Below are 22,324 nucleotides of genomic sequence, written 5' to 3' on the forward strand. Positions count from 1 at the left end.
CCTTATCTATTTCAAAAACAGTAATCAATAAAGATTACTGATTCAATTATTAATTATTAAATTTAACTAGTGATGAAATATCAGACATTGGACAGGGGTTACTTAAGTCAGCAACTCTCATAAGGTAATTTAATTTATCAATTCGTTCTCCAGAGCGTGGGGCTCCATTTTTAATAAATGGGACATGTAAACCTACTGCTAAATCCATACAAATGTCACCAATTACACCACCCGAACGTCCAGAGGGAATAGCTAATAGTCCATTATTGTGAGCAAAATCAAAAGTATCTAATGCTTCTGTAATTGTCCCAATTTGATTTGGTTTTAGGATGAAACCATGAACCGCATGGTTCTGATGCGCATACATTAGTTTGTCTTTATTAGTTACGATTAAATCGTCTCCAAGAATGAGTGCTTTATCAATGGTTTTAATAGCATAGATAAATCCTTTCCAATCATTTTCATCTAACAAATCTTCAATGAATACAAAATCAAATTTAGTAGTTAATTTTTCTACATAATCCACTAATTCAATAGCACTGATTTGTTTCCCTTTGAGTTGATAAGTATCGGTCGCTTTATCATACATTTCACTGGAAGCACAATCTAAGGCAAATGCAATCTTCCCTTTATAACCACAGTTATCAATAGCTGATTGTATGAGCTCTAAAATAATTTCAGGATCTTCAGAAGGCGCAGCATATCCATATGAACTTGCTATATTTGGTTTTCTTCCAAGGTAGTTTGTCAGTACTTTTTCAAGTTCTTGGAATACTAATACGGACATTTCTACTGCTTCTTCAATATTTTTCGCTTTATATGGCACTATTAAAAATTCGTTAAATGGCTGGACAAGATTATCGTATTTTCCACCATTTATAACATTAAAACTCGGCACTGGTACAGAAGTAATAGCTCCGTTTGCGATGTATTCATACAACTCAAGACCTTTCCTTTTTGCAGCTGCATGCATACATGCTATTGACACAGAATAAATTGCATTTCCTCCCAGCCGGGTTTTTAGTTCGGTGCCATCAAGGTCTATCATAATTCGATCAATTTTTTCTTGATCAATTACATTTTTTCCGATAAGCGCGGGGGCAATAACGTTATTAATATTTTCAACTGCTTTACGAACACTTAGGCCTTTGTATTCGTTAGGATTGTTATCTCTTAATACGAAAGCTTCATACATGCCTACGGAGGATCCTGTTGGGGCACTCCCGCGTCCAATGTAACCGTCTTCTGTGATTACATCCACCTCAATCATAGGTCTACATTTACAATCAATTAACTGACGAGCTTTAATTTCTTTAATCTTCATTATTAGTGTCTCCTTTTTGAGGGACATACATGATATTGAAATCGCATAAGTTTGTGCCGGTATTACCGGTAATAACTACATCTCCTATAGTAGATAGAGCTTCAAAAGTAGAGTGCTCTCGTAAGGAGGTGAATAGGTCAACATTGGCTTTCTTCGCGCGACTTAAACTTGTTGAATCTGTCATTCCACCAGCAGCCATAGAAGTTCCGTCTGTTCCTTCCGAATCAATCGAGAGCATACAAGCTCCTGGGGTTTTTGAAATAGCAGTGGCGAAACCGACTGTTAGTTCTAATGACGGGCCACCATGACCTTTAATTTGTTTATTGTCTATGATCTTAGTAGTAGTCTCACCAGAGCTTAATATAATACAAGGCGCTTGAATTGGATTTCCGTTTTCTTGAATTTCTTTTGCTATAGATGCAAAAAAGACACCTGCATCTTTACTTTCTCCTTCTAGATAAGAAGTTAGTATAATCGTATTTATACCTGTTTCTTCTGCAATATCTCTGGCATAAATACAAGAGTCGGCTAATGTATTTATTAAATAATAAGTATTGTTAGGAAAAGCCTTAGGCGTTTCATCTTTTTCGGTTGCATTAGTCAAAAAATCAACTACAGATTTAGGTAATCTATTTTCAACTTTATATTTTTTTATAGCATTTCTAGCGTCTTCAAGTGTTGTTTTGTCTGGTCCAATAGGTGTACTATTGTAATTTTTATAGGGGATTGATATATCCTTGGTAGGAGGATTTCCAACAGCATCACTAATCCCAATACCAATTAATTCAGCTCCACGTTCTTCTATTCTTTTAGCAAGCATTCCACCATTTAATCGTGAAATATGTCTTCTAATAGCATTAACTTCGTATATATTAGCACCCGATTTCAACATAACATCAGTCGTTATTATCTCATCTTGTAAAGTGATTTCTTTTCGAGGACAGCTCATTAAAGCAGAACTACCTCCACTCATAACTGCGATGAATAAATCATCTGCATTTGCTTGATCAACTAAGTCTAGTATTTTCAAAGATGCCCGGTATCCTTCTTCATTGGGGAGAGGATGACCACCTACATACACATCAGTATTATGAAATACATCTTCCTCCTCTAAAACTTTTACTATAATAATCCCTTTAGTGAGCCATCCACCTAGAACATCACATACTGCCTTTGCCATTGCATTACAGGCTTTCCCCGCTCCAACTAAATAAATGCGATTTTTTTTGTTTAGATCCCAAACTTTTTTCCCTATAGTAAGAAAACTTCCTTCCAAATGCATGATTTCTTTGATTCGATGGTAAGAATCTAACTTTAGGAGTGTTTTGTTTGTAATGTCTAAAATTATTTCCCTAGATTTTTCAACTCCTACTGCTTTTAATGAACTGCTGTTTTGAATTTTCATCAACAAATCCCCTTTGTAAAATTTAATACTTTTTGTATTGTATATTACAAAAAAATAATTATTATTCTTTATTTTCATTAATAACTTCTAAATTTAAGTGCAAATTAATATTTTTTTCAGTGAAATTTCCGTATATAAATTTAATTTGCTTAATATAAATATATTGTTGACTCGTAATTGTATGACAGTTATTCATTTTGTACTAAATAATACATTCTTAACTATCAGAAAGATGGAGGGGTTTTGTGTCAAAGAAAACTGAATTTCTATATTTGTCAGAGCCAGATCTTATTAACGTAGGTGTTCTAGATATAAAGAACAGTGTAGAAGTGGCTGAAGATGTTTTTAAACTGCTAAGTAAAGGTGATTATTTAATGGGAGGGAGTAACGCAAATAGTCATGGAATGGGAATCGTTTTTCCAAAGACATCGCCATTTCCTAATATGCCAGTTGCGGGGCCGGATAGACGCTTTGTTGCTATGCCCGCTTACCTTGGTGGCGAATATGATATTTGCGGGAATAAGTGGTATGGATCAAATGCTGAAAATAAACAAAAAGGACTACCAAGATCAGTATTAACTTTGATGTTGAATGATAAAGATACTGGGGAACCTTTAAGTTTAATGTCTGCCAATTTAATAAGTGCTAGTAGAACTGGTGCAATACCAGGGGTAGCAACAAAATATTTAGCAAAGTCCGACTCAGCAGTTTGTGCTGTAATCGGCTGTGGTCCAATAAATCAAGTTTGCTTTGAAGCAATTGCTAGTCAAGCAGCAAATTTAAATAAAGCTATTTTTTATAACAGATCTATTGAGAAAGCGCAACAATTAGCAAAATGGTGTACTGATGAGTTAGGAATCGATGGGGTAGTAAGTACAAACTTAGAGGAGACAATCAGGCAAGCAGATATTATAACAATTGCTGTTTCAAGAACTGCACCTCTAAATTTAGAAAATAGTTGGTTCAAAGAAGGTGCTCTTATTTTATTTTCTGGTCCAGGATCCGCAGATGAAGATTTTTGGAAAAATAATAAAATAATTTATGATAATTATAAACTTCATGAAGCTTATGTAGAAGAAGCAATTCAATCAGGTGACAAGCAAGCTTATTACAACGGGGTAATTGGCGGTCCAATTTATAAATTAATAGATGAAGGAAAGATTGCTAGTTTAAAAGATTCGACAAGCATGGGTGAGATAATTTTAGGAGAAAAACAAGGTAGAGTAAGTGATTCTGAAAAAATCATATTTGTTTCTTGTGGAATGGCTGTATTTGATGTAGCACTTGGTTTTAATTTGTATCAAAAAGCTTTAGAAAATAGAGTTGGGCAAAATTTGCTTTTATGGGAAAGTTCATTACAATCTTAAAACTTAATAACAGGAGGAAAGTTTTTGAAAAAATATATTTTAGCTCTGATGTTACTGATGGTGATTATATCATTAGTTGCATGTTCTTCTAAAGAAGGAAAAAACGCTGAAAAAGCTTCTAAAGATCATTATGTTATTGCTATGGATATTAATATGGCACCATTTGAATTTAAAGAAAATGATGAATGGGTAGGAATCGATGTAGATTTATTAGCTGCAATTGCAGATATGGAAGGTTTCACATATGAAACAAAGCATATGAATTTTAACGGTATTATCCCGGCGGTACAAGCAGGGCAAGTAGATGGGGCATTGGCCGCAATGTTCATCAAAGAAGAACGAAAAGAAACCTTAGATTTCTCTAAAGGGTATTTTGAGTCAGGTATAGGTGCTTTTACAACCGAAGTAAATACGGAAATAAACGATGAAACAAATTTTAAGGATAAGATTGTAGCTGTTAAAAAAGGGGAATCCGGAGCTGCATATGCAGAAAAAAATAAGGATGAATTTAACTTAGAAATTCGTTATTTTGATGATGCGACAGCTGTATTTCAAGAAGTAGCGAACGGTGGAGCTAATTTTGGGTTACTTGATTATCCTATAGTTGCATACAGACTAACTGTTGATAAAGAATCCGGTTTAAGAATGATTAACATATTAGAAAAGATGGATTATGGATTTGCTGTTAAAAAAGGAAAAAATGCAGAACTACTGGAGAAATTTAATAGTGGTTTAGAAAAACTAATGGAAAATGGTAAATACGACGAGATTATTTCTAAATACATTAGTATAAATTAAAAAAAGTCAGGTGAGTCATTTGAATTTTTGGGAATTATTTAAAGTGAGTTTACCAGCCCTCCTTGAAGGTGCTCAAATGACAGTTCGAATAATAACCGTGGGAATTGTTGTAGCATTAATTATAGGATTGGTAATAGGGGTTATCAATGTAGGGAATAACAAAGTTTTGAAAGCGTTCGCAAGAGTATATATAGGTTTAGTACGTGGTACACCACTTTTAGTGCAAGTGTTTTTTATTTATTTTGGGTTACCGACTGTATTAGACTTTAGATTATCTGCAGTAACCGCAGGAACTATAGCGATAGCTATAAATGCTAGTGCTTATATGGCAGAAATAATAAGAGCAGGAATTTTATCGATTGATAACGGTCAGATGGAAGCTTCACGAAGTTTAGGGCTAAGTTACTTTCAATCTATGAGAAAAGTTATATTGCCACAAGCGATTAAGCGTATGGTACCACCGTTAGTAAATCAGTCGATCATATCTCTAAAGGATACATCCATCCTCTCAGCTATAGGTATTATTGAACTCACATCAAGTGGGCAAATAATTATTGCTTCTACTTTTAAAGCTTTTGAAGTTTGGATTATGGTTGGATTTATTTATCTGATAGTTATAGAAATATTAACACTTGCAACATCCTGGCTGGAGAGAAGGTGGACAGTATGATTAGTGTGAAAAATTTAAAAAAGAGCTTTGGGATTAACGAAGTACTAAAAGACATAAATTGTGAAATTAAACGAAATGAAGTTGTTTGTGTAATAGGTCCGTCAGGTTCTGGAAAAAGCACATTTTTAAGGTGTTTAAACAAGTTGGAAGAAATAACAGGTGGTCATATTAATATAGAAGAAATTGAAATCTCCGATAGAAAAGTAAATATTAATAGAATCAGACAAAACATCGGAATGGTATTTCAATCTTTTAATTTGTTTCCCCATCTCACAGTGATAGATAATATTACATTGGCACCAATAATGCTAAAAAAAATAAATAAAAAGCAAGCGGAAGAAATAGCATATGATTTACTAAAAAAAGTAGGTCTTATAGAGAAGGTAAATGTGTATCCTGATAAATTATCGGGGGGACAAAAACAACGAGTCGCAATTGCAAGGTCGTTAGCAATGCAACCCTCTATAATGCTTTTTGATGAACCAACTTCTGCCCTCGATCCAGAAATGGTCGGTGAAGTGCTTAATGTAATGAAAGGTTTAGCAAATGAAGGAATGACAATGGTTGTAGTAACTCATGAAATGGGATTTGCAAGAGAAGTATCTAATCGTGTAATTTTTATGGAAAATGGTTATATCGTAGAAGAGGGTGAGCCATCACAAATTTTCACTGCCCCTCAAAATGAAAGAACAAAACGCTTCTTAGAAAAAGTATTATAAAAAAACTAACCTAGCATCGTAATCTAATGCTAGGTTAGTTTTTTGTTAGGGCAAAACATCTCAATTTTAACGTAATCCGACTAGTAGATAACCCGCAGTACACCAAATGAAAACAGCAGAGCATTTATTAAAAATAGTCATCAACTTACCTGTTTCATCGAGCTTTTTCATCGTTGCACCTGCAATTGTCAGTCCGATAAACCAACACCACGATACAAGGATACAAGCCGCTGTAAATAATAATTGCTCTGTTCCAACATATTTTAAGGCACTAGTCCCAATAACACCAACCGTGTCTAAAATAGCATGTGGATTTAATAGGGAAACGGACATCGCAAAGACAATTTGTTTCCTTGCTTTTAAACTTTTCCCCGTTTCTAGGCTAGCAGGCTTGGATTTCCAAATAGAGTATCCCATATACAACAGAAAGACAATCCCTACAATCATTAGTCCCAATCGCAAACCCTCCAATTGCAAGACGATGACAGACAAACCAAATACCGCAAGTACAATTAGTAAGGTGTCGCATAGTGCCGCTGTAATGGCAGCAGGAAAAGCCTTAAACAAACTTGGTTGGGTGGCACCTTGCGAAAAGATAAAGACATTTTGTACGCCCAAAGGCAATATAAGTCCAAATGCTAATAAAATTCCGTGTAATATCGCTTCCAAATTAAAAACTCCCTTCCATAACTAGTTTAGCTATGTTACAACTAGAAGAAAACAACCAATTGGATGGTTCCTGAACCAACCAATTTAAGGAGCGATATTTTGAACTGGAAACCAGATCGCCACTCGCATTTGTCACTCCATGTCCAAATTGCTGATTGGATGACGACACTTATTAGTCGTGGGGAATGGACAGTTGGCATGAAACTTCCACCTCAACGCAGGTTAGCCGAGTTGTTAGACGTGAATCGCAGCACGATTATTGAAGTTCTGGACGAATTAAAAGCGGATGGATTGCTGGAAATGAAAAGAGGGGCGGGTACTTTTGTATCGAATAACTCTTGGAATATGTTACTCAATAAATCACAGCCAAATTGGCACAAACATATAGAAGCAAGTATTCACAAACCAAATTATCATACAATCCAACTCATTAATGAATATGAACAAGATTCCTCTATGATTAGGCTTGGTACTGGTGAGCTTTCTCCAGAACTACTACCTACTAAGCTTTTAGAACAATCCCTGCAATCTATTTCATTAAAAGCGCGAGATATCGGCTATTCGGAGCCGAAAGGAAGTAAAAGACTTCGAACAATTTTAAGTGACTATTTGAAGAAACGTGAAATACATACTTCACCAGAAAACATTTTAATTGTTTCAGGGGCATTACAAGCCTTGCAATTGATCTCCGTGGGTTTACTTGAACAGCAATCGATTGTTTTTCAAGAGCATCCTTCCTATTTAAATTCGGTTCATCCATTTCAATCAGCTGGTATGCAAATGGTATCCATCGAGCAGAATGAACGCTTAGCTGAAACACTAAAAGCTGCAAAAGGGAAAAAACAATCACTATTTTATACTATGCCCACTTTGCATAATCCAACAGGGAGTAGCTTAAAGCTGGAGGAGCGGCAAAGATTATTAGATATATGTACAGCCTTACAAATACCAATCGTTGAAGATGATGTGTATTATGAGTTGTTGTTTGAAGAATCTCTACCGGCCATTAAGTCTTTGGATCGCACAGGGCAAGTTTTATATTTAGGGAGTGTGTCCAAGACATTAAGCCCCGGTCTACGAATTGGTTGGGTTGTTGCCCCTGAACCCGTTATTAATAGACTCGCTGATATTAAAATGCAAACAGATTATGGATCGAGTGCCTTTTCTCAAGAAATTGTTGCCTATTGGCTGTCTTCTGGTTTATATGAGGAACATGTTACGAGGCTGCGCAAGCAATTAAAAGAGCGTGCTTTATTCGTAGAGACTATTCTTGAGAAAGATTTTGGGCGAATTGCCACATGGAAAAAATCAGATGGCGGGTTCTATATTTGGCTTAGATTTAATGAGCCTTTTGTGAATAAGACGCTTTTTTTGAAATTAATTAAGCAAAATGTTCTCATAAATCCAGGTTATATATATGATTCACAAGATTTACATCATATACGGTTATCTTATGCTTACGCTAATTTGGAGGAATTAAAAGAAGGATTATATATTCTATTATCGAATATAATAAGATAGATTTCTGAAAAATCTGTGTTATAGTTTATGAGACTATAAATTATTGGAGGACGATCCATGTTGCTTTACAATTGATCCATTCTGATTGGCCTTATTGAATAAAAAATGTTGAATAAGGAGTGTTCAGAATGGAATGGGTAAAAAATTTTTATGATAAACAATTTAGATTATATGAAGAAGGCTTAACAGGTCCAAACGAAGAGCATGAGGAAATATTGACGAAAATAGAGAATTTGGCATCTAAACCTTTCCAGTCTATTTTGGAGTTAGGGGCTGGAGGCGGAGAATTTGCCATAACAGCTGCTAAAAAAGGATATGATGTTACGGCAGTTGAGTTAGTACCATCCCGAATTGACTACATGAAAAAGCTAAAAAGTGAACATCATTTAATCGGTGACCTTGAGATTATAGAAGGTGACTTTTATAAAGTAGAGCTTTCTAAAACCTTTGATGTTATTTGCTATATAGATGGATTTGGGATTGGAGAGGATCAAGATCAGCAAACATTGTTAAATAGAATGAGTAAGTGGCTAAAACCAGATGGATGTATTTTAATAGATATTTATACGCCTTGGTATTGGGTGAGTGTCTCTGGACAAGAGATGAGGATTGGAAGTAAGCTTCGAAATTATGATTTTGATTTTTGGGGTTGTCGTATGTTGGATACATGGTTTGATGGAGAGGAAAAAGTCACTCAATCGTTAAGATGTTATTCTCCTCCAGATTTAAACATGTTATTAAAAGACACCGGCCTAACGCTTGTTGATATAAAATCGGGTGGTGCGATGATTTACACGACTGGGGAGTATCATGAGAATGTGGACCTAGGTGAAGCTATGTCTTATATGGTAAAACTAGTGCTAAATTACTGATAATCATTATTTGTAGTGTAGTGTGAGTTATTTTGCGTGATTTTTTAATTTCCAAGTGTTATACTATGGTTTAATAGATGAATAATCCTTCGGGGTCGGGTGAAATTCCCAATCGACGGTGATGAAGCAATTCTAAGCCCGTGAGCCTTTTTAAGGCAGGATTTGGTGCGAGTCCAAAGCCGACAGTATAGTCTGGATGGGAGAAGGATGTGCAAGTATGCTTATTTCCTTATGGAGTGAAACTCACTCTAAAAGGTTTATTTAGTGATGCTTTTAACATGAATTTCCTAATCCACCCCGTAGAGATACATCTATGGGGTTTTATTTTTGTCATAAAACCCAAAAATTTCATAAAAAATGTATTCCTTCGGGGTCGGGTGAAATTCCCAATCGACGGTGATGAAGCAATTCTAAGCCCGTGAGCCTTCTTTAAGGCAGGATTTGGTGTGAGTCCAAAGCCGACAGTATAGTCTGGATGGGAGAAGGATGTACGAGCAAGCTTATTTTCCTTATGGGGTAAAAAAATACTCCTAAAAGGTTTATTTGTCGATGCGTAAAACATAATTTCCCAAAACTAACCCCTTAGAGTCGATCTATGGGGTTTTCTTTTTGAACAAAATTTCTTAGTAGAAAAGAGGTGTTGGGAATGTTTACGGGAATTGTGGAAGACTTGGGTAAGGTTAAGACGATAAAAAGCGGTTCTAATAGTATGCAGTTAACATTAGAATCCAAAAAGATTGTAGAAGATATTCACTTAGGTGATAGTATCGCAGTAAATGGTGTATGTTTAACAGTCATTTCGTTTTCGGGCAATCTATTTACAGTCGATGTCATGCCAGAAACGGTGAAGTCTACAAGCATTCGTTCTTTACAAACTGGACATGTTGTTAATCTGGAGCGGGCAATGCCTGCAAATGGTCGATTTGGCGGTCACTTTGTTTCAGGGCATGTGGACGGAACGGGCGTTATCCTTCGTAAAAGAAAAGTGGAGAATGCCGTATATGTGGACATCGGTATAAGTGAAGAATTGAGTAAATACTGCATGCTGAAAGGCTCCGTTGCAATCGACGGTATTAGTTTGACTATTTTCGATGTTCAACCGAGACAGCTCACTGTTTCACTTATTCCACTTACATTTAGCGAAACAATTTTAGGTATAAAGAAAGAGCGGGATGTCGTCAATATTGAAAATGATTTACTTGGCAAATATGTGATCAATCATATAGAGCAAAAGAAAGTTAATTCGTCGATAACGATGGATTTTTTAAGACAAAATGGATTTTAAAATAGGCGATAGGCGGTGTTTTGAATATGTTTCATTCAATTGAGGAAGCAGTAGAAGATCTAAAAAAAGGGAAAATCATTATTGTAGTAGATGATGAGGATCGAGAAAATGAGGGAGATTTCCTTGTGTTGGCAGATTACGCGACACCGGAAAATATAAACTTTATGGCAACACATGGCCGTGGTCTGATTTGTACACCTATAACTAAACAGTTAGCAGGTCGTCTAGATTTAAATCCGATGGTAGAGCATAACACGGACAATCATCAAACGGCTTTTACTGTTAGTGTCGACTACAAAACAACAGACACTGGAATAAGTGCATTTGAGCGTTCGGAAACCATTTTACAATTGTTAAATGCAAAATCGGTGAGTTCCGATTTCCGTCGTCCCGGGCATGTATTTCCACTTATTGCAAAAGATAACGGAGTGCTGGAACGTCCAGGTCACACCGAGGCAGCGGTCGATTTTGCAAAACTTTGTGGCGTACAAGCCGCAGGAGTTATTTGTGAAATTATGAGTGCAGATGGTTCCATGGCAAGAGTTCCAGAATTACATACTATTGCAGAGATGCACGATTTGAAATTCGTGACGATAGAGGCGTTAGTGAACTATCGTTCTAAAGAGGAATCGAGTAGTAAAGCGACAGTTTAATGGGAAAAAAATAATTTAACTTAGGAGAGATGAAGAATGGGTAAAGTATTTGAAGCAACGTTAATTGGTACAGATTTAAAAGTTGGGATTGTGGTAGGAAGATTTAATGAATTTATCAATGGAAAATTATTAGATGGTGCAATGGATGGTTTGAAACGTCACGGAGTATCAGAAGAAAATGTCGATGTTGCATGGGTACCAGGTGCATTTGAAGTACCTTTTATCGCTAAAAAAATGGCTGAAACGAAAAAATACGATGCCATTATCGGCTTAGGTTCTGTTATTCGAGGTTCTACTACGCACTATGATTATGTGTGTAATGAAACTGCGAAAGGCATCGCAAGTGTAGGTTTATCAACTGGTGTTCCAGTGATGTTTGGTGTTGTTACGACGGAAACGATTGAACAGGCGATCGAACGTGCTGGTACTAAAGCTGGAAACAAAGGCTATGACGCTGCGGTATCTGCTATAGAAATGGCAAATTTGAATCGTTTATTTTAATTTAATCAGTTATGGACAAAGGCAGACTATGAATAGTCTGTCTTTTTTTGAGCAAATTAAAGATGTTGGGAAGCATAATAATATAAGATAAACTGCAGCTTTAACTAAAATACTATTTAACATTAACTAAAGTGTTGACAGTTAAAATGGTTCCATGTTATATTTAGTTCGAATTAAAGATAATTAATTTAAAGATTATTTATTTGGAGATACTTTGAGGATGATGACGTTTGGGAATCTCCACTGTAAAATCGAATGCTGTTTCAATTTTCCTTTGTTCCTCCCAATGTGTTCAAGAAGTAATTAGATAAGAAGAAAATGATCGATCTACTTTCAAAAGAAGTTAGATAGTAGTCAATAGATTTTAAATTCTAATAAATATCTCGAATTCGAGATTCATTAATTAATGGAAATAAAAGGAGGAATTTGAATGAATCATTTAAAAGGAATACACCATGTCACAGCGATTACCAGCAGTGCAGAAAAGAATTATGAGTTTTTTACCTATGTATTAGGTATGCGTTTAGTAAAGAAAACAGTCAATCAGGATGATATTCAGACATATCACTTATTTTTTGCAGATGATAAAGGGTCGGCTGGCACAGATATGACATTCTTCGATTTTCCAGGTATTCCAAAAGGAACACATGGCACGAACGAAATTTATAAAACAGCTTTCCGCGTTCCAACTGATGCAGCACTAGATTACTGGGTAAAACGTTTTAATAAGTATGAGGTTAAAAATTCGGGTATTGAAGAAGTATTCGGTAAGAAAACTATTTCATTTGTCGACTTTGATGATCAGCAATATATGTTAGTTTCAGATGAGTTTAACGAGGGTATTGCATCTGGGACACCTTGGCAAAATGGACCAGTACCACTTGAATTTGCGATTACAGGTTTAGGACCTATTCATATTCGTATTGCACAATTTGATTATTTCAAAGAGGTTTTGGAAAAAGTAATGTTAATGCGTGAAATAGCACAAGAAGGTTCCCTACATTTGTTTGAGGTCGGAGAAGGGGGAAATGGCGCACAAGTAATTGTGGAACATAATACGACTTTTCCAGCAGGACGACAAGGTTATGGTACAGTACATCACGCAGCTTTCCGCGTAGAAAATACAAAAGTACTGTATGAGTGGATTGACCATATGCAAGCAGCTGGTTTTGGTACTTCGGGATATGTGGATCGCTTCTTTTTTGAATCTTTATATGCACGTGTGGCACCTGGTATTCTATTTGAATGGGCAACAGATGGTCCAGGATTTATGGGCGATGAACCTTACGAAACAGTAGGAGAAATTTTATCGTTACCACCATTCCTTGAAGGAAAACGCGAACAAATTGAAGCATCCGTGCGACCAATTAATACAGTACGTAGCACACGAAATATCCAAAAAGAGTACTTGTAAGGAGGTGAAATAGAAGAAATGGGATTTTTAAGTAAATTATTTGGAACACAACAACAACCTGAGGAGGAAAAAACAATGACAAAATCAAATATAGGTATTATTTTAGGTTCAACACGTGAAGGACGCGTAAGTCCACAAGTAGGAGCATGGGTAAAAGAATTAGCAGATAAACGCGGAGACGCAAACTACACAATTATCGATATCGCAGATTACAAATTACCACTTTTAGGTGAAGCAGGCGGCGACGCATCTGGCGCAGCAGCATGGTCAGAAATCATCGCAAAACAAGACGGATTCGTATTCATCGTTCAAGAATACAATCACTCAATCACAGGAGCACTTAAAAATGCATTAGATTACTTACGTGAAGAGTGGAACAACAAAGCAGCAGGTATCGTGTCTTACGGTTCTGTAGGTGGAGCTCGTGCAACAGAACATTTACGTGGTATTTTAAGTGAATTGTTAGTAGCACACGTACGTGTACATCCTGCATTGTCATTATTTACAGACTTCGAAAACGGTACAGATTTCAAACCAGCTGCAGTTCAAGCAGATTCAGTAAACCAAATGTTAGACCAAGTGATTCCTTGGACAAATGCACTAAATACAGTTCGTAAATAAGTTTATTGTATGTAATTCTTTACAAATCACAAAATGTACATGAGTGGATGTACATTTTGTGCTTTAAATAAATGAATTTTGAGCAAAATGTTATCAAGTAGATTGAAGGTTTCGCTCAGAGTTTATGAGGATAACAGGTTCAAGAAAGGGGAGGAGTCATTATGAATAAAATAGCAGGACATCATCATATTTCGATGATTACAAAAAAAGGACAACAAAACAATCAGTTTTATCAAAATGTACTTGGACTTCGGAGAGTGAAAAAAACGGTCAATCAAGATGATCCAAGTATGTATCATCTATTTTATGGAGACTTAACAGGAAGTGCAGGAACAGAGCTGTCTTTTTTTGAAATGCCCATGGCAGGAAGGACAAAAAGAGGAACCAATGCTATTACGCGAATTGGTTTGCTCGTCCCTTCTTATGATAGCTTACTATATTGGAAGAAAAGGTTTGAATTACTAGATGTGCAACATGGGGAGTTAACTATGTATGCAGGACGTGAAGCCCTACATTTTGAAGATTGTGAGGGACTTCGACTGGTCCTTCTAAATAATAACGGCGACGCAGTGCCGGAATATTGGCAGTCTTGGGATGATTCAATTGTTTTAAGTGAGCATCGTATCCTTGGAATGGGTGCTGTGGAAATGACGGTACGATCACTTGATAGCTTAGCGAGTACATTAGAGAACCTCTTCGGGTATAAGCTTGCTTCCCGAAATGAAAACGAAACTATCTACCAGTCAATAAAAGGACAGGCTTTGGGTGAAATTGTTATTGTAGAACAAGATGGTCCACCAGAAAAACCAGGAAAAGGCAGTATACATCATCTAGCTATCCGAGTAAAAGATAGTGAAGAGCTACATCAGTGGGAGCAGCGTATTCAAGACTTTGGATTTGAGGTAATAAAAATTACTGACCGTTACTATTTCGAGAGCTTATATTTTAGAGAGAAAAACGGGATATTATTTGAGTTGGCAACTGATGGACCAGGATTTACAGTAGATTCTTCTATTGAATCACTTGGTAAAAAGCTAGATTTGCCGCCATTTCTAGAAGCCAAACGTGCAGAGATAGAGGCAAAACTAGAACACATTGAGTAATAATCGACGGTTAAGCGGTTACCGAAAGCCGGGCGATATGTTTATAGAATTTATCAATTAACTAAGGAGGAAATAATGATGAAAAAACAAACTGCTGGCATCCACCATATTACAGCAATCGTAGGTCACCCACAGGAAAATATTGATTTTTATGCAGGAATATTAGGCTTACGTCTAGTTAAACAAACAGTAAACTTCGATGATCCTGGAACATACCATCTATACTTTGGAGATGGTGGTGGTAAGCCAGGTACAATTATTACGTTTTTCCCTTGGGCAAATGCGTATCAGGGACAAATTGGAGACGGTCAAGTAGGTGTCACAACGTATGTTGTACCAACAGGATCATTAAGTTTTTGGATCAATCGTCTCGCTACATTTGCGATTCCATTTAAAAAGGCGGAGCGTTTTGGTGAGCAAGTGATTCAATTTGACGATCCACATGGCTTACATTTAGAGCTTGTTGAACGTGCAGAAGGTGAACAAAACAACTGGACATTCGGCGGAGTAACACCGGAAGTTGCGATTAAAGGCTTTGGCGGAGCAACACTTTATTCTACCAGACCAGAGGAGACTGCTAAAACCTTAACGGAGGTAATGGGGCTTGAATTGGCGGGCACTGAAGGTGATTATTCACGCTTTAAAGCTGCGGCAGATATTGGTAATATCATTGATGTAAAAATGGTAACAGGTGGAAGAGGCTCAATGGGTGTCGGTACTGTTCATCATATTGCATGGCGCGCCAAAGATGATACAGATCATCTAGAGTGGCAGCAGTATGCGATGAGACATGGTCAACATGTAACCGAAGTAAAAGACCGCAATTATTTCAACGCACTATACTTCCGTGAGTCAGGCGAAATACTATTTGAAATTGCAACAGACCCACCGGGATTTGCACATGATGAAACAATTGAATCTATGGGGACTCAGCTAATGTTACCTATTCAATACGAACAACACCGTGAGCAATTAGTTAATTCACTTATCCCAATTCAAGTGCGCCCAATCGATTAATAACGGGACTTAATTATTGATTTAAAATGATGTGAGAGAGGTTATTAATTGACAGATAAATATAAGTAATCAAGTCATAAAGTGCTCAGTAATTTTTACTAGCTTAGTTGCATCTGCATTAGAAGCTTGAAATATTCCAAAAAACTAATCAGTGATCACACCGATTAGTTTTTTGGAATATAATTGTTTTGGCGGAAGGGGACAAAAAATGAAATTTAATAATCAATCTTTGATTTATAGCTATTCTAGTTTTGAGTATATAGGTTCTGTCAATAAATTCAAAATATTTTCAAGTGTTTTATCGTCGAAGCCTTTTCGATAAACCAAATAAATTGGCGATGAAATTTCTGATAAATCTTCTATTTGCAGTTGTGAAATATTGTTATTATCCAATTCTTCTATGATACATTCCTTAGAGAAATAGCTAATACCATACCCTTCGAGTACAAGCTTTTTTTGAATTAGTATATCATTTGTCTGATATTTTATATTTGCATTATTTGATCTTAAAAAGTTTATCATAAAGTCGTTTGGCAATGTTTCTTTATTCGGAACAATAAAGTTTTGACCTATTATTTCCTTAAAAGACATATTTTTATCTGTTTTTATCCCCAATTTTTTCCCCGCTACTATATAGATAGGTTCCTGCGTTATTAAATGGAAATCGAGATAATCATTTTCTAGTAATTCTCTTGTAAAACCCATTTGAATTTTGTTTTCTAGAATGTTAGAAATTATATCAATATCTCTAAGAATATTGAAATGATAACGATTTTCATAGTTTAGGGAACTAATCGAATTTATTACTTTATTCATCATGAAATATGATAACGAAACACCATAACCCAAATTAATAATTGATTCGCCTTTCTGTAGTTCTATTTTTGTTAAACACTCTTGGAATGATTCCAGTATTTCCTTGGCGTAATATAGAAAAAGCTCGCCTTCTTTAGTTAACTGCACTTCTTTTTTTCCTCTAACTAATAAAGAAATACCTAATTCTGATTCCATTTTATTAATTCTATGAGTGATAGTAGGTTGGCTTAAAAACAGTTTTGTTGAAGCTTTGTTAAAACTACCACTTTCAATTACAGAAATAAAAGTACTGATTTGATCTAAGTGCATTTTAAAGACCCCCTAGGAAAATGATTAAATTTTTTTTAAATTACCTCAAAATTTTCTATTATTCAAAATTTTTAAAAAACTATATAATCCAATTATGAAACAAAACATTTTATACAAGGTGGCTTATTTAAATCTAAATTGTATACAATAATACAACATGATATTTCTGAATACAATACAAAATTCAAAGTATTTAGAAATATAGGATTTAAATTTATAATAATTGTATACAAGTATATTGTTTTAAGAAAGGTGGATGGCAGGATGCAAATTAGAAAGCTGGTGAAGGACAATGCCTATTTAGGTATTAAAGAAAGAATTATTGGTGGTGAGTTAGCCCCTGATCAGATTCTAACAGAAGACTATTTAACTAACCTTCTACAAATTAGTAGGACACCTCTTAGAGAAGCGATTCAGCGATTAGAATTTGAAGAATTTATTTTTAGACAACCAAATGGGAGGTTTAAAGTTTCCTCTATCTCTAAAGAAAATGCAATTGAAATTTATCAAATGCGTGGCTTAATAGAAGGGTTTATCGTTCGAAATGCGACAGTAAAAGCTACTTCTGAGGACATTAAGAATTTAGAAACCATTATCGAAAAAACAAGGCTATCTATTTTAAATAGCGACCCTCAAAGTACGGTGCTCTATGGTAATGAGTTTCATGGTCTTCTGTATAACATAAGTGACATGCATATACCAATAAAATTTTTAAGTATGTTAAACGATCATTCATTAAGATATAGGTTACTTATCTCAAAATCTGGTGTTTGGTATCCAAATACAGTAGAAGAACATCAAACTGTAGTTGAATATATGAAACAAAGGAATATTGAAGCGGCTGAGATGACTATAAAACTCCATATTGAAAAGAGTTTAAATTCTCTTTTAAAAAAATTTAACCAAATAAAAAGGACTGATTAAATGAACAAGGCTAAATGGAAAGTAGATACGAAGATTATTCACGATTGTTTAACGCCGGATGAAAAAACACGTGCTATTGTACCGAGTATAACTCCAGCTGTTGCATATTCATTTGCCACTGCTGAAGAAGCCGCTAATGTCGTAGCTGGCATGGAAGAGGGCATTTATTATGGACGCTATGGTAACCCAACGGTTCGTAAATTAGAAGAAAAAATTGCTTCTTTAGAGTATGGTGAAGCTGCGCTTGCGTTATCAAGTGGAATGGCTGCAATCTCTACTGCACTTCTCTCTTGTCTAAAAACTGGAGATCACGTGTTAGTAACAAAAGATGTATATGGTGGAACATACAGTTTTCTTACTACATTAGCAGAAAGAATAGGTATCCAATTTGATTTTGTTGATTGTACAAATCCAGATAATATTTTTGAGGGAATGTTATCGAATACAAAAGCAATATACATCGAGACACCATCAAATCCAAACTTAACCATTTTAGATATTGAGCAAATTGCTAAAGTCTCCAAAAAAATGGGAGTTCCTTTAATTGTTGATAATACATTTATGAGTCCGATTTTACAAAATCCCTTATTACTAGGTGCTGACATTGTTGTTCATAGTGGGACTAAATATATTAATGGTCATGGGGATGTACTATGCGGTTTTATAGTTTCTGATGCAGATAGAATTGACATGATGCGTAAAAAAATTATGGGAGATTTAGGGCAAAACTTAAACGCCTATGAAGCATTTTTAGTAATTCGAGGTTTAAAAACAATTTCCCTTCGTATTGAGAAGCATTGTTCAAATGCAAAGAAAGTTGCGGAGTTTCTAGCCACACATCCCATGATTGACAAAGTGTATTACCCAGGTCTGAAAAGTCATCCAGGACATGAAATAGCCATAAAACAAATGAGGGACATGGGTGGAATTGTAAGTTTTGAAGTTAAGGGTGGGCTAGAACAAGGAAAACTGTTTATTAATTCTCTAGAACTAGCAATGATTTCATTTAGTCTCGGAGATCCAGAAACTTTGATACAACATCCAGCTTCTATGACACATGCTCAAATTCCAAAAGAAGAAAGAGCAAAGTATGGAATTACTGATGGTTTGATGAGATTATCAGTAGGTTTAGAGGATTCACAAGATATTATAAATGATTTAGAACAAGCATTAAAAAAGGTAGATATTCGGATGAGTGTCTAATTACTGGAGGGAGGGATATAAATGTTATCAATCAAAGATCTAAGGTTGTCATTTAAAGACAATGAAATTTTAAAAGGAATCGACTTGGAGGTAAATAAAGGAGATGTAGTGACCCTAATTGGTCCAAGCGGAACAGGTAAAACCACTTTACTTCGTTGTATTAATTATTTAGAAAAGCCGGCAAAAGGAAACATTATTTTAGATGATCTAAATATTGATTATGAAAAAATTACAAAGAAAGAAATATTAGCCTTAAGACGAAAAACTGCTATGGTTTTTCAACAATATAATTTATTCAAAAATAAAACAGTTATTGAAAATGTCATGGAACCGCAAATGATTGTGCAACGAAAAAGTAGGAAGGAAGCTTACGAAACTAGTGTAGAACAACTAGACAAGGTAGGATTAATAGATAAATTGGAATCATATCCCTCTCAACTTTCTGGAGGTCAGCAACAGCGTGTTAGTATAGCTAGGGCGTTAGCATTGAAGCCGGAGGTAGTTTTATTTGACGAACCAACATCAGCACTTGATCCAGAATTAGTTGGAGAGGTTTTAAAGGTAATTGAAAATGTGGTATCTACTGGTATGACAATTGTTCTTGTAACACATGAAATGTCTTTTGCACAAAAGATTTCTACAAAAATTGTCTTCATGGATAAAGGTAACATCGTGGAAGAAGGTTCCTCTAAATCGATCTTTGAGGACTCCACAAATGCACGAACAAAAGAATTTTTAAATCATTTTAATACAAATAAATTAAATGTCACGAAGGAGGAAGTTTATGCTTAAAAAGCACAAGAAAATCTCACTGATTTCTAGTTTGCTTGCTCTTATGTTGCTGGGGGCATGTGGTGGAGAAGCCAAGGATAAAAATGCATTAGCAGATGGTGTACGTTCTATTGAAGTAGCTGTTCCACCCGATTCAAAACCACTGAGCTACACTGATGAAAATGGTGAACTAACTGGCTATGAAATTGAAATCTTAAAGGCAGTAGATGAAAAATTAAAGGATTATTCGTTTGACTTGGTGGGTGTTCATGACAGTGCGGCAGAAATAGGGTTAGATACTGGAAAATATCAAATGATAGCACAGGGTTTATTTAGATCACCAACCCGTGAAGAAAAGTACTTAATTCCAGAGCAAAATAATGGTGCAAGTTTAATGCGTGTTTATAGTAATGAGAAATTTACTGACATTGAATCTTTAGGTGACTTAGTTGGTAAAACAATTTCCCCGCCTACTCCAAGTGGTGGAGTTTATAACTTATTAATGGCACATAACAAAGAAAATCCTGATAAAGAATTGAAATTTGATACTTCTGATGCAGGGTTAACAGTAGCAGAAAGATTAAAAGATGTAGAAAGTGGAAAATATGATGTTTTAGTATTACCTTCGAATTTAGGTGCGGCAGACATAATTGAAATGCAAAGTTTAAAGATCAATACATCAGATCCAGTAAAAGTCTTTCCAACATTTTTTATGATTCATAATTCCGAAGACAATCAAGAGCTCGTATCACAAGTAAGCACAGCTTTATCTGAATTAAAAGAAGAGGGCATGCTATCAGAACTATCCATAAAATATTACGGTGAAGATGTATTCCTTTTTGAGTAAAGTTTAGTATTTCAAGTTAACTAGGAGGGGAATGCATGGATGTAGCTTATATGATAGAGATATTTCCGAAATTAATTATGACTTTACCTATTACATTATTAATTATTGTAGTATCTGCTATTTTTGGTTTGCTTCTTAGCATAGGAGTTACGTACCTAAGATTAAAAAAGTTGATAATTATTGGCCCAATACTAGAAACCTATGTTTCATTCATGCGTAGTACACCAATTCTTATACAGTTATTTCTTGTTTTTTACGGTTTACCTGTATTAATGAATAGTCTTGGATTTAATGCTGGGGATTTTGGCGCTATTACATCCTCCATTATTGCACTGATCATTTTTAATGGTGCATATTTGTCGGAGATTTTAAGACCTGCTTATCTATCCGTTGAAAGGGGGCAGCATGAAGCTGCAGATAGTCTAGGATATAAACCTATTGAAAAGTTCCGTAAAGTAATCTTTCCTCAGTTAGCCCCAATAGCATTACCAGGATTGGGAAATGCCATTATCTATTTGGTTCATGATACATCTCTAGTTTTTACACTTGGAGTTGTTGATATAATGGGGCAAGCGAAGTTAATGTTAGCTAACACTTATGGTGAAAATAAAATTGAAATGTATCTAGCAATTGCTATTATGTATTGGTTAGTTTGTTTATCTTCGGATAGAATTATTAAATTACTAGAGCATTTCACATATTTAAAGAGAATTAAGAGAAAGTCTAAGGTTAAAAAAACTAAAGTATATAAGGAGTCAGTATCGATTCAATAGTCGGAATGTTCTGATTAATTTTCGGAAGGGGGGAGCCATTTGTTTGATATAGGTGTTTTCCTTAATGGAATAGTTGAAATTTCAAAAGTTGTACCTAAAACACTATTGTTAGCTATGTTTATTTTGTTACTGGCATTAATAATGGGTGCATTTATATACTTGATTGTACATTATAAAGTACCCATTTTATCACAAGTAATTGTTGTGCTTCAATCATTTTTGAGAGGGACACCAAATGTTGTATTGTTATTTTTCATGTTCGCAGCATTGCCAGAATTACTTACTTCTATAACGGAAAGTTTGGGAATTCCATTTGATGCAAATAAAATTGAACCTGTTTTTATTGTTATATTAACCTTTTCAATTAGTCTGTCTGTTTTCCAATCTGAGATTATCAGAGGTGCTATATTATCTGTTGATCAAGGGCAAAATGAGGCTGCACATTCTTTAGGATATAGTTTCTGGCAGACATTTAGAAAAGTAACTTTACCCCAAGCTTTGATAGCAGCATTCCCTGATATTATGAATTCACTTTTAGTTATTATTAAGGGCTTATCGTTGGCTTACTTATTTACAGTTATTGATATCTTGGGTCAAGCGAAACTTCTTGGCGGTTTTACACAACGATACCTTGAAGCTTTTGCAGCTGCAGCTATAATTTACTGGGTATTATGTGTTTTATTAACAAAAATTGCGAACAAAATCGAATTTAAAATGCGGGAAGGATTTAATTAAAGGGAGC

The 22,324-nt window shown here is 35.3% G+C and carries 22 protein-coding genes, 1 pseudogene and 2 riboswitches; of the genes and pseudogenes, 19 read left to right on the plus strand and 4 right to left on the minus strand.

What is annotated here, in order from left to right; all coding sequences use genetic code 11:
- Positions 1–49: 49 nt before the first annotated feature.
- Positions 50–1,324, minus strand: coding sequence for a phosphopyruvate hydratase (gene eno, locus FG382_RS00175; RefSeq protein ID WP_211356348.1), 1,275 nt, complete (start codon positions 1,322–1,324; stop codon positions 50–52).
- The gene (locus FG382_RS00180) at positions 1,314–2,729 is read right to left on the minus strand and encodes a glycerate kinase type-2 family protein (protein WP_211356349.1); all 1,416 of its coding nucleotides are present in this window, start codon (positions 2,727–2,729) and stop codon (positions 1,314–1,316) included. Before FG382_RS00180 ends, eno begins: the two co-directional genes overlap by 11 nt.
- Positions 2,730–2,974: 245 nt before the next feature.
- On the opposite strand from FG382_RS00180, the gene FG382_RS00185 reads away from it, so the two are divergent.
- Genes FG382_RS00185 through FG382_RS00200 form a run of 4 tightly spaced genes read left to right on the plus strand, consistent with a single transcriptional unit; the run spans position 2,975 to position 6,283 of the window.
- Positions 2,975–4,096, plus strand: coding sequence for a tyramine oxidase subunit B (locus tag FG382_RS00185; RefSeq protein ID WP_142536868.1), 1,122 nt, complete (start codon positions 2,975–2,977; stop codon positions 4,094–4,096).
- 24 nt (positions 4,097–4,120) lie between these two features.
- A complete protein-coding gene (locus FG382_RS00190; protein ID WP_142536869.1) occupies positions 4,121–4,894 on the plus strand; it encodes a transporter substrate-binding domain-containing protein in 774 nt (257 codons plus the stop codon).
- 43 nt (positions 4,895–4,937) lie between these two features.
- The gene (locus FG382_RS00195; protein WP_280525878.1) at positions 4,938–5,564 is read left to right on the plus strand and encodes an amino acid ABC transporter permease; all 627 of its coding nucleotides are present in this window, start codon (positions 4,938–4,940) and stop codon (positions 5,562–5,564) included.
- Entirely contained in the window at positions 5,561–6,283 is a 723-nt protein-coding gene (locus FG382_RS00200; RefSeq protein WP_142536871.1) for an amino acid ABC transporter ATP-binding protein, read from the plus strand. The genes FG382_RS00195 and FG382_RS00200 overlap by 4 nt, the downstream gene beginning before the upstream one ends.
- Positions 6,284–6,349: 66 nt before the next feature.
- Here the strand turns inward: FG382_RS00200 and FG382_RS00205 are convergent, their stop codons facing one another.
- Positions 6,350–6,952, minus strand: a complete 603-nt coding sequence (locus FG382_RS00205) for a LysE/ArgO family amino acid transporter (RefSeq protein WP_142536872.1) — start codon at positions 6,950–6,952, stop codon at positions 6,350–6,352.
- A 99-nt stretch (positions 6,953–7,051) separates the two neighbouring features.
- Here FG382_RS00205 and FG382_RS00210 point away from each other — a divergent pair, with 99 nt between their 5' ends.
- The 9 genes and pseudogenes from FG382_RS00210 to FG382_RS00250 all read left to right on the plus strand — a co-directional run bounded on the left by FG382_RS00210 (position 7,052) and on the right by FG382_RS00250 (position 15,939).
- On the plus strand, positions 7,052–8,473 hold the full coding sequence (locus tag FG382_RS00210) for an aminotransferase-like domain-containing protein (protein ID WP_142536873.1): 1,422 nt from the start codon (positions 7,052–7,054) through the stop codon (positions 8,471–8,473).
- Positions 8,474–8,601: 128 nt separating this feature from the next.
- Positions 8,602–9,345, plus strand: coding sequence for an SAM-dependent methyltransferase (locus FG382_RS00215; RefSeq protein ID WP_142536874.1), 744 nt, complete (start codon positions 8,602–8,604; stop codon positions 9,343–9,345).
- Between the two features lie 81 nt (positions 9,346–9,426).
- Positions 9,427–9,557, plus strand: a riboswitch (FMN riboswitch).
- Positions 9,558–9,704: 147 nt separating this feature from the next.
- A riboswitch (FMN riboswitch) is annotated at positions 9,705–9,836 on the plus strand.
- A gap of 155 nt (positions 9,837–9,991) precedes the next feature.
- Positions 9,992–10,630: a riboflavin synthase gene (ribE, locus tag FG382_RS00220; protein ID WP_142536875.1), complete on the plus strand. Its 639-nt coding sequence runs from the start codon at positions 9,992–9,994 to the stop codon at positions 10,628–10,630.
- 26 nt (positions 10,631–10,656) lie between these two features.
- Positions 10,657–11,247 (plus strand): annotated as a pseudogene (gene ribB, locus FG382_RS00225) (3,4-dihydroxy-2-butanone-4-phosphate synthase); the annotation flags it as partial.
- A 72-nt stretch (positions 11,248–11,319) separates the two neighbouring features.
- On the plus strand, positions 11,320–11,784 hold the full coding sequence (ribH, locus tag FG382_RS00230) for a 6,7-dimethyl-8-ribityllumazine synthase (RefSeq protein WP_142536877.1): 465 nt from the start codon (positions 11,320–11,322) through the stop codon (positions 11,782–11,784).
- A gap of 430 nt (positions 11,785–12,214) precedes the next feature.
- Positions 12,215–13,198: a ring-cleaving dioxygenase gene (locus tag FG382_RS00235; RefSeq protein ID WP_142536878.1), complete on the plus strand. Its 984-nt coding sequence runs from the start codon at positions 12,215–12,217 to the stop codon at positions 13,196–13,198.
- Between the two features lie 18 nt (positions 13,199–13,216).
- On the plus strand, positions 13,217–13,819 hold the full coding sequence (locus FG382_RS00240; RefSeq protein ID WP_142536879.1) for an NADPH-dependent FMN reductase: 603 nt from the start codon (positions 13,217–13,219) through the stop codon (positions 13,817–13,819).
- A gap of 161 nt (positions 13,820–13,980) precedes the next feature.
- Entirely contained in the window at positions 13,981–14,922 is a 942-nt protein-coding gene (locus FG382_RS00245) for a ring-cleaving dioxygenase (protein WP_142536880.1), read from the plus strand.
- A 78-nt stretch (positions 14,923–15,000) separates the two neighbouring features.
- A complete protein-coding gene (locus FG382_RS00250; protein ID WP_142536881.1) occupies positions 15,001–15,939 on the plus strand; it encodes a ring-cleaving dioxygenase in 939 nt (312 codons plus the stop codon).
- Between the two features lie 240 nt (positions 15,940–16,179).
- Here FG382_RS00250 and FG382_RS00255 read toward each other — a convergent pair whose 3' ends face one another.
- The gene (locus FG382_RS00255; protein WP_142536882.1) at positions 16,180–17,064 is read right to left on the minus strand and encodes a LysR family transcriptional regulator; all 885 of its coding nucleotides are present in this window, start codon (positions 17,062–17,064) and stop codon (positions 16,180–16,182) included.
- A 264-nt stretch (positions 17,065–17,328) separates the two neighbouring features.
- On the opposite strand from FG382_RS00255, the gene FG382_RS00260 reads away from it, so the two are divergent.
- The 6 genes from FG382_RS00260 to FG382_RS00285 are packed head-to-tail and all read left to right on the plus strand — an operon-like array spanning position 17,329 to position 22,317.
- Positions 17,329–17,988: a GntR family transcriptional regulator gene (locus tag FG382_RS00260; protein WP_142536883.1), complete on the plus strand. Its 660-nt coding sequence runs from the start codon at positions 17,329–17,331 to the stop codon at positions 17,986–17,988.
- Positions 17,989–19,191, plus strand: a complete 1,203-nt coding sequence (locus FG382_RS00265) for a trans-sulfuration enzyme family protein (RefSeq protein WP_142536884.1) — start codon at positions 17,989–17,991, stop codon at positions 19,189–19,191.
- A 21-nt stretch (positions 19,192–19,212) separates the two neighbouring features.
- Positions 19,213–19,983: an amino acid ABC transporter ATP-binding protein gene (locus FG382_RS00270; protein WP_142536885.1), complete on the plus strand. Its 771-nt coding sequence runs from the start codon at positions 19,213–19,215 to the stop codon at positions 19,981–19,983.
- A complete protein-coding gene (locus FG382_RS00275; protein ID WP_229677336.1) occupies positions 19,976–20,809 on the plus strand; it encodes a transporter substrate-binding domain-containing protein in 834 nt (277 codons plus the stop codon). Before FG382_RS00270 ends, FG382_RS00275 begins: the two co-directional genes overlap by 8 nt.
- Positions 20,810–20,844: 35 nt before the next feature.
- Entirely contained in the window at positions 20,845–21,582 is a 738-nt protein-coding gene (locus tag FG382_RS00280; protein WP_142536886.1) for an amino acid ABC transporter permease, read from the plus strand.
- A gap of 39 nt (positions 21,583–21,621) precedes the next feature.
- On the plus strand, positions 21,622–22,317 hold the full coding sequence (locus FG382_RS00285; protein WP_229677335.1) for an amino acid ABC transporter permease: 696 nt from the start codon (positions 21,622–21,624) through the stop codon (positions 22,315–22,317).
- Positions 22,318–22,324: the final 7 nt, after the last annotated feature.

This window comes from Psychrobacillus lasiicapitis (assembly GCF_006861795.1).
GTDB lineage: Bacteria > Bacillota > Bacilli > Bacillales_A > Planococcaceae > Psychrobacillus > Psychrobacillus lasiicapitis.